This window comes from Candidatus Binatota bacterium (assembly GCA_012960245.1).
Classification (GTDB): Bacteria; Desulfobacterota; Binatia; order UBA1149; family UBA1149; genus UBA1149.
On record DUBO01000050.1, the window covers coordinates 195,543 to 204,158 of the forward strand.

The 8,616-nt window shown below is 64.8% G+C and carries 5 protein-coding genes; all 5 read right to left on the bottom strand.

The genetic code is table 11. The features are described from left to right. Positions 1 to 19 precede the first annotated feature (19 nt). Positions 20 to 2,764 carry a hypothetical protein gene (locus EYQ35_09645; protein HIF64399.1) on the bottom strand — a complete coding sequence of 915 codons (2,745 nt, stop codon included), beginning with the start codon at positions 2,762 to 2,764 and terminating at the stop codon, positions 20 to 22. 106 nt (positions 2,765 to 2,870) lie between these two features. Next, positions 2,871 to 3,071, bottom strand: coding sequence for a response regulator transcription factor (locus tag EYQ35_09650; protein ID HIF64400.1), 201 nt, complete (start codon positions 3,069 to 3,071; stop codon positions 2,871 to 2,873). Positions 3,072 to 3,434: 363 nt separating this feature from the next. Then, positions 3,435 to 4,697, bottom strand: a complete 1,263-nt coding sequence (locus EYQ35_09655) for a hypothetical protein (protein HIF64401.1) — start codon at positions 4,695 to 4,697, stop codon at positions 3,435 to 3,437. Positions 4,698 to 4,715: 18 nt separating this feature from the next. Further along, complete coding sequence (locus EYQ35_09660; protein HIF64402.1) at positions 4,716 to 6,698, bottom strand: tetratricopeptide repeat protein; 1,983 nt, start codon at positions 6,696 to 6,698, stop codon at positions 4,716 to 4,718. An 11-nt stretch (positions 6,699 to 6,709) separates the two neighbouring features. Next, on the bottom strand, positions 6,710 to 8,059 hold the full coding sequence (locus EYQ35_09665) for a hypothetical protein (GenBank protein ID HIF64403.1): 1,350 nt from the start codon (positions 8,057 to 8,059) through the stop codon (positions 6,710 to 6,712). Positions 8,060 to 8,616: the final 557 nt, after the last annotated feature.

Consider the following 8,616-nt stretch of genomic DNA (forward strand, 5'->3'; position numbering starts at 1 on the left):
GGTAGCTCTTGCCGGACAGCTAGAGAGCGGCGTGGTAGACGGTAATCAGCCCGTCGTGGTCGACTGCACGGATGTTGTAATTGCGGACGCCCTTGTCGGGATTCCACATCAGCTTGAGGCTGATGTCTTTCATCGGTGTCGTAGACTCTGAAGCTTCGACGTAGTCTACCTGGTCGCCGTCGAGCGTGGCGATTACCAGGCTGAGGCCAGAGTCGTCGGTAGCCCGGGCCAGCACGCGGTAGTCACCGCTGTCGTCAGCTTTGCGGGCAATTTCCAGTTTGACCGTTGGCGCCTGCCTCCAGCGACTGGTGGCGGTGTCTGTAGACAGCGGCACCTCGGTTTCCATGAAGACCTCGAAATCCGCGTCGCTTACGACTACCGTGGCCGTGGGTATATCAACTGTTTCGATTACGCGACGAAGGCCGAGCCTGATTTCTCTTTTCTCGCCGGGGGCCAGTGGGTCCAGCGGGTGCATGATGTCCAGCGGCTCGAAGTCTTCGCCCAGCGGGTTCTTGACGAAGACACGGAGTTTACCCGTGGCGCCCTGTCCGCGGTTCTCGATTTCGACCACTATGTCGGTACGCGACTCTTCGTCGGGCTGCACTACCCTGGTCCGCCAGGCAAGGGACGGGCGGCTGGTGGATTCCACGGCCAGGTAGGCAGGCCCCGCCTTGCTCAGCAGGCCGTCGTCGTCAAAGTATCTCAGCTCAACCTGGCGGCGGCTGGTGCGCAGCGAAATCGGGAGCTTGGTTTTGAAGCTCGCGCTGCGACTCTCGCCGGGCTCGATGTGGCCAAAAAGAAACCCCCAGGCGCCGAGCCCGGTGGCGGCCGAGTCGCTGACGGCCCTGAGTCTGAACAGCGGCGCATCGCCGCGGTTGGTCACGGTCACGGTGACGGTATTTTCTTCGCCGGGGTTGAGCTTGCCACCGCTGGTTGCAACCTCGGTCTCGAGCACGGCCTCGCCGGCCGGCCGGCTGCCTCGGCTCCAGTCGATTCCCTGTCGGCCGAGAAACTGCTCTACTTCTATATCGGCCTGCCTGCCCTTGAGGTCGAGAAAGTGACGAGCAGAAGCGATCATTTCCGAGCCCGACCTTGAGCCGTAGCCCCTGAGAATAGCCACCGCCAGCTCGCGGGCGGGGTCGGGGCGGTCCACTTTTTCGTTCTCGTGATCGGGGTTATCCAGTTCTTCGTCGGTCACCGTCCGGGCTATCGATATAACCGCCGCGGGCTTTCTCACCGGCGCGGCAGACCAGGTTGGCGTACGCAGCCAGAATGGGAGGTCGTCGAGGTCGCGGTAGCCGCGCAGCAGGGTACCCTTGTCGTGCAGCTCGATTTCTCTCAGCTCGACGTCGGGAACCAACCCGCCACCGGGTATGGGCAGCTTGTTGGGAAGAAAGCGGCCCACCGTGAGTTTGATGGCCGCGCCTTCGTTCATTCGGTAAGTTTTCTGGACGGTTCCTTTTCCGTAAGACCTTTCGCCCACGACAATGGCCCTGTCGTTGTTTCGCAGGGCGGCCGCCAGTAGTTCGGACCCCGAAGCGGTACGCGGCGAGGTGAGGAAGGCGACCGGCATGTCTAGCAAGGGAGCGTCTTCGCCGGCGGCGATCTCGGCGCGAAGTCCCGAGACCGGTTTACCTTTTCGGCCGGCGGTAGTTATGAGCATTCCTTCCTCGAGAAAGAGGTCTCCTATAGAGGACGCGCCCAGCATGCTCCCGCCCGAGTTTCTACGCAGGTCAATTACCAGGCCGCGCAAGCCGGGATTGGCCTCGACCACCGAGAGTACCTCGTCACGAAAATCGTTGGGCGTAGACTGGCTGAAGTGGCTTATTTCGGCGTAGAGCACGTCGTTGGGAAGCAACTCTACGGTTACAGACGGGATCGTCACCATGCCCCTGGTCACGGTCTCAACATGCGTTTTGTCTGAGCCTTCGCTGCGCACCGCCAGGGCAATCTTCGTGCCCACCGGGCCTCGAATGCGGGCCACCGCGTCGGTCACGGTTATGTTGGCGGCCGACATCGGGCCTATGCGTTGCACGACGTCGCCGTCGCGCAGGCCGGCCTTGTAGGCAGGCGAGTCCTCGTACACCTTGATCAGCGTCAGCTCGTCTTCGCGTATGCCGACCCGGGCGCCGATGCCGGCGAGCTTTCCTCTGAACTGGATGGTGTGCTCGGTGTGTTTCTTGGCATTGAAAAGTGTCGAGTAGGGATCGAGTCCGTAGAGCACCCCCGACAGCAACACGTTTTCAAGCGACTCGAGTCCTTCGGGCAGTTCTTTTACGCAGCGTTCGGTCAGCACCGCGACCTTGGCGAGTGGCTCGGCGAGAGCCGACAGGTCCGGTCCCGGCGGGGCTTCCACGCGCAGCGTGCAGCTCCCCACTCGCAAGGTGTAAGACTGATCGTCCTCGGTGTCAGACGTCAGTTCGGGGACCCTGTTTTCGAGGTATTGCAGCGAGTCGCCGAGCAGCTTTTCGTTGTCGAGTTCGGCGTCAAAGAGGTAGTAGCGCTGTATGAGGTTGAGTCCGTAGTCGAGGGTGGAGGAGGCAAACGACAGCGTCTGGTGAAGCGCCAGGCCGCAGGCGAGCACGACAACGGCCGCCGCCACTACCGCCAGCCTGCGTGGCTTGCGGTGCCGGGGAAGGGTGGTTTGTTTCTGGTCCAATTGTGCCGATTTTAACAATTTCTGCCTCGCCGGTTCGAACTTGTATAACAAGTCCCGGCCTGTCGGAATCCGCAGTGGGACAGGGCCGCGGGGTGACCCTGGCACATTGGCATCCCTTGAGTCTCACCCCGGGAGCGGGGGTCCATGGAAACAGCCGGGACCCCGCAAGGGGGCCCCGGCTGCCACGAGGGGAGGAGAGAAGTGTGTTGGTTCAGACCCAGCGCTGCTTTACGAGCAGCACGGCGGCCTGGGTACGATTTGCGACGCCGATCTTGCGGAAGATCCGCTTCAGCTCTGATTTAACCGTCTCCCGGGAGACGTGTAGAGCGCCGGCTATCTCGGCGTTGGTCAGGCCATCGCATACCAGGCGCAGTACCTCTTTTTCCCTTTCGGTGAGGTTGGGCTTTGGCATGTTGGGCTCGTAGCGAAACGTGCCCTCGTAAGGTTGTTCCTGGCGTTGCAGGTCAGGGTTGGCTGCCTGCGTGCGCAATGGGTCGGATATGAGAAAGTTTTTCACTGGCTATATTCCCCTCGTAAGTAGTCTTGGCGCGGCGATCATGGGGACTGAAAAGCAACATGTGTGCCATGGAAAACTTGCCGAGCGGCTACCCAGATGAGCCGAAATGCCCACCAGTATGGGTATAAGGCCCCCCCCCGCAGGGGAGAACCGGTGGGCGGCCTTGCGATTGTGCAAGGGTGTGGCCCGGATGCCAGATAGGGCGGGCGGGTGATGTGCGCTCTGCTTTGCGCTGTCTCAGCGAGACGGCCTGCGGCTTCAGTCCGCGGGCGAAGGGCTTTTCTGCGCCAGCAGGGCCAGCTCGGTCAACACGGCCAGGTCATATCCACCGGGGCCGTCGAAGGCCCCCTCGATCCGTCGCCCGTTGAAGAACATGGTGGGCGTGGAGCTCACTCCGAGCTCGATCCCTGCACGGGCATCGGCGGTTGCGCGATCCATGCCCCGACCGGAGTCCATACATTTCTGCCAGGCGGCGCTGTCCAGTCCAGCCTCGGCAGCAAGCTTTGCCACGGTGGGGGGAAGTAGCTGGGCCTGGCCAGCAAACAGCAAGGTGGACATATCATCGTAGCGCCCCTGCTCGCCGGCGCACTCGGCCGCCGCAGCAGCGTGGCAGGCAAAGGGGTGCATGGTTCTGACCACGCCATCGTTACAGGTCGTATCCAGCGGAAAGTGGCGGTGTACCAAGCGCAGCTGCCCGCTACGGCGCGCCAGCAGCGCGTTCAGCATTTCGGCGTTGCGGCGGCAGAAGACGCAGAGAAAGTCCGAGAACTCCACTATTGTGACCACGGCCTCGGTATCGCCGGCGGGCGCGCTTCCGCTTCGCCTGGGCAGTTCGAGGTACCACTTGAGAAAGTCGGGGTGCGATTCGCGTATTTGTTCCAGGCTCACGCTGCCGTTGGTCCCCGGGGAGGTCGAGTTCCACGTCGATGGCCCGCTCATGGCCGCTACAGCCGCGGTGAGGATTGTCACGACCACCGCGACCCTGGCCAGCGACGCTCGGCCCAGTACGAGGTCACCCGGCGGATAGGGCGATGCGACTTTCCAGGTCACAGCAGCCAGCGCCAGGGTGAGCAGGTAGAGGGCGCTGCAGACCAGGCAGACGGTGTGGAGTATGAAGGCCGACACCAGAGCCATCCACAGCGACCAGGCCAACGAGCCAAGTACCAGCACGCAGGCCGCGCGAAGAGCCACCAGCCTGCCGGCCTGCGAAGCCAACCTGGCGGCGCCGGCAAAGCAGAGTGCGGTGGCCGTGTAAACGACGATGGCGTACCACGCCACCGGCAGCCCCATAAGTTCTGCGAAGGGGCTGGTGAGCACCTGGTCGCAGTTGACCGATTCGTTGACGTTGCAGAAGCTCGTGTAGTTACCCGCGCCCGCCTCGAGGCCGGCGTGTATCCAGGCCAGTACGAGCGAGGTGCCAACTGCGGCGGCGGCCAGCAGGAAGCCGGCGCCGAGGAGTCGCGGGCTGCTGGCAGTTGGGCTGGTGTTTTCCATGCTGGTGTTGCGTTCAGTCATTTTCAAGCGGTCATTTTCAAGCGGTCAGTGGCGGGGCGTGGTGATCGACGCCCAGTCCTGTTGCAGGCGCCGCAGCTCGTCAGTCCGGCCCAGTTCCTGCAGGCAGAAGCTAGCATTGCCCCACGCGTTTTGCATAACCGGAGAAACCCCGTTTATGCCCGAAGCGTCGGCCGACAGGGCGCTGCGGGTCAGGCGGGTGGCGGCCAGGTAGTCACCCACCGCGGCCGCGCAGCCCAGCTGGCGCTGCAGCGCCACCCCGCGATTGACCAGCGCCACGTCCAGCGGCCCCGTGAGTTCGAGCAGGCGGGTGTAGGCGGTCGCCGCGTCCTCGTTGAGCTGCATGTTCAGCAGCATATCAGCGCGGCCCAGCAGCAGCCTGGCATCGTGCGGCGCCTTTTCCAGAGCGTCGTTAAAACGCTCGAGCGCCAGTGACCAGCGGCCCTGCGACTGGTACACGATGGCGAGGTTGACGCGCGCGTGTTGCAGGCCTGGGGCTGCCTCGAGGGCGGACAGGTAAGAGCGCTCGGCCAGCGCGAGCTGGCCGGTTCTCGCCAGCATGTTGCCCTTGTTGTACCAGGCAGCCGCGTAGTCGGGCATTATTTTGAGCGTGCGATCGAACTCTGCCAGCGCTTCACGGTCGCGGCCTGCACGACCATAGGCCGAGGCCAGTTCCATGTGCGCCCGCGCGCTTGCCGGGACGGTCTTTGCCGTCGCCTCGAACAGGCTTATCTCGTTGGCCCAGTCGGGGTTGCGCAGGTTGTCGCGCAGCAACCAGGCCAGGCCGACGGCCGCGACCAGCAGTCCGGCCTTGCGTCCGTGGCGCTCGAGCAGGCCCGCGACGGCAGGGGCGGGCAGCAGGCACAGGGCAACCGTAGGCAGGTAGAACAGCCGCTCGCCCATCACGGTGCCGATCAGCAGCACAGTATTCGACACTACCGAGTAGGCAGCGGCTGCGAGCAGCAGCAGGAACAAGCCGCGACCTCGCTGGTCGGAAGGCGACCTGAACACGGCCAGGCTGATGGCGGACAGGGCGAGCAGGGCAAACAGGCTGTAGCGGTCTGCCAGGAAGCCCTCGGAGATCTCGAGGGCATTCCAGGAGTAGTCCACCGACAGCGCCGCGGGCCAGGCGCTGAGCCACAGATAGCGGCCGGCCACCGACAGGGCTCCGGCCAGCCTGTCCGCCAGGGGTAGCAGCGACAGGGGGTTATCGAGCAGATCGCCCGGCCTGTCGTCAAAAAGGGGCAATACCTGCCATCTGAGGTACAGCCAAGCGCCCACAGCGGCCAGCAGGGCCACGAACGCCACTATATCGCGCCTGCGGCCCTCCGGGGCGAGAAAAAGGGCGCACAGCGGCGGTACGGCCAGCAGGGTGATGGCGTTCTCCTTGCACAACAGGCCGGCAAAAAGGGCCACCGCGGCCAGCAACGGCAGGGCCTGCGAGGGCTGCCACCTCGAATCGGCGCCGGCGCCCCCCGGAACAGTCCCGCGGCGGTATCTCAGCAGCGCCAGCAGGCCCGAGCACCAGGCCACCGCCGACATCAGCTCGGCCCGGCCCACTGTCCACACTACCGCCTCCGAGTGTATGGGCAGCAGTACGAAGGCCACGCCGGCTATGCGCGCGGCGGCCACGCCCATACCCAGCTCCAGGGCCAGCAGGTAGACCAGCAGCGCCACCAGCGCGTGCAGCAGTATATTGACCACGTGGTAGCCGGCCGGGTAGAGACCGCCAACGGCGTGGTTGACCGCGAAGCTCAGCGTCACCAGTGGTCGGTAGCCGGGGCTGCCCGAGCGTTCGTCGCCCCACCAGGATGGCGTGGTAAACACCTGGGCCGGCTGCAGGGGGCCGGTGACCGACTGGTTGAAAATTATCGCGTTGCGGTCGTCGGAGACGAAGCCGCCGCTGATCGAACCGCCCCATGCGGCGAAGCTGAGCGCGGTCAGTGTCAGGGTGACCAACGCCAGCGAGGTGGCTGAGGTCAGGCGAGCGGAGCTGCCGGCCCGGGTCACGACCGGGGTGCTCAGTTGAGCTCGCGCACGTCGACCACCGCCATGCCCGGAAAGGGATCAAGCGACTGGCCGTTGCCGCCTAGGTCGGCGTCGGTTGCTTCGATCACGGTCATGTCAAAACTGCCGGGCAAGAGGTCCTCGCTGGTGCGGAAAGAACAGGTGGCGATCTCCGAGGGCACGGGGAAGCCGTCGATGTCGATGATCGCGCCCTTTATCTTGCCGTTTCCCACGTTGTTAAAGGTGGCCATGGCGCCGGAGATGCTTCCGTTGCACTCCACCGAGCCTCCGCGGCCCACGAAACCGCCGCTGGCGCCGAGGTGGCGCAGCTCGAATTGCAGAGCGCCCAGCGCTACGCCGCTGGTGGTGACCGCCAGCCTGAGCTCGTAGGTCACCGGGTCGGCCGGTGGCGGCGCGGGGTCGTCGTCCTGGGCATCATCCGGCGGCTGGTTGTCGTTGGCCTGCCCGTCGTCATTTGGCCCCGGGTCATTCTGTTCCGGGTCATTCTGTCCCGGGTAGGAGTTGTCGCCACCGGCAAAGTTTCTGCCGCCAGTGTTCAGCCGCTGCTCTTCGGCCCGGAGCCGGTCGGCCTCGGCTTCGTGTTGCCAGTCCCGGGTGGCCTGTCGGCGGGCGCTGTCGGTGTTGTTGGCGGTGTTGTTACCGGCGTTGCCGCCAACACTGGAGTCGCTCGCAGCAGCGCTGGACGAAGCGGCGGCCCGCGTCGCTGAAGAGCCGCTAGCCTGCGAGGCGTTGCTCTCGCGGCGGGAGCCGGCAGCTGGGCTGGAGGCCGAGCCAGCACTAGAGGACAGGCCAGTGGGTCTCGGCGATGTAGCTGCGCCCTTGCCAGCCGGGCCGCGCGGGCTATCGCCGCTGGCCATCCTGCGGTTGCCCTTGTCGCCTCGCGCCAGCTCGCTGTGTTCAAGCGCGCGACCGTCCGACGAGGTGGCGCTGTGCACCGCCACCCGTAGACCGTGGGCCACCGCGCGGTGGTCGATGCCATCGGAGAGGGGAAGCATGCGGCAGGCGGCAAGGTCGAGTGGAGTAGAAAACGGAGTCGTCGAGCTGACCCTCACAGTGAGCTTGCCGTTGCCGTCGTCTGAGAAGCCGGCGGTCATTCCCGGGTGCAGGGCAAAGCAGGCCGGCACGCCGCCCGGGGACAGGGGTTTGGCACCCGAGGTGAGATAGTTAACCGTGAAAACAGCTGCTGACAGCGAGTGCAGGGGTTGGTCGAAGCTCAGGGTTACGTCGATGGGGTCGGGCGAGCCCGCACAGGACAGCAGGCTGCTGGCGCACAGCAGCAGGGCCGTCGTGTTTCTTGAGAAAAACCTTCTGTAGGCAACGCAGTTCATTTGGCTATCTATCATTTTAAGGCAAAAGCCGTTCCCGCTCTACCAATTTGCGAGGGGAAAAAAGGAGGGCCCGGCCCGCGGGTAGCGGGGCCGGGCCCTGGAGAACGAAAGCTGCCACGGCAGCAGGGGGTGGCCCCGCGCCGCTGCTCTCGGTCAGTTCAGCCGAGAAGCTACCAGTTCGAGCTTACTCGGTCCTGCAGTTCTCGTCACAGCCGTCACCACTCTGCGGCCGGCAGCGGCCATCCGGGCACTCGGCGGCACTGCTGCAGGCAAGCCCATCGTTGGCGCCGCCCAGGCAGCTGCCACCGTCGTCACATTCCTCGGTGCAGCCAACACTTGCGTCACCGCAACGACACAGGATCAGCTCGCTGTGAAACGAGATCGCTCCTGGCCCGGTCAGTCCGGCAGCGCTGTTGATCGCGCCGCTGGACGTCGAGGGAATGCAGAACAGCGAAGCCGTGGTCGGCCTCGAGGTATCTGCCTGGCAGGTCGCGGGCGGCGCGCAGTCGCCGTTGCTCGTGCAGGGAGCGTCGTTGTTTATGTCGCCGCCCATGCAGTGGCTGCCAACCGGC

Bases quoted from the DNA above. Each gene is read 5' to 3' on its own strand.
- EYQ35_09665 (HIF64403.1), bottom strand. From the start codon at position 8,059: ATGATAGATAGCCAAATGAACTGCGTTGCCTACAGAAGGTTTTTCTCA.
- EYQ35_09650 (HIF64400.1), bottom strand. From the start codon at position 3,071: ATGCCAAAGCCCAACCTCACCGAAAGGGAAAAAGAGGTACTGCGCCTG.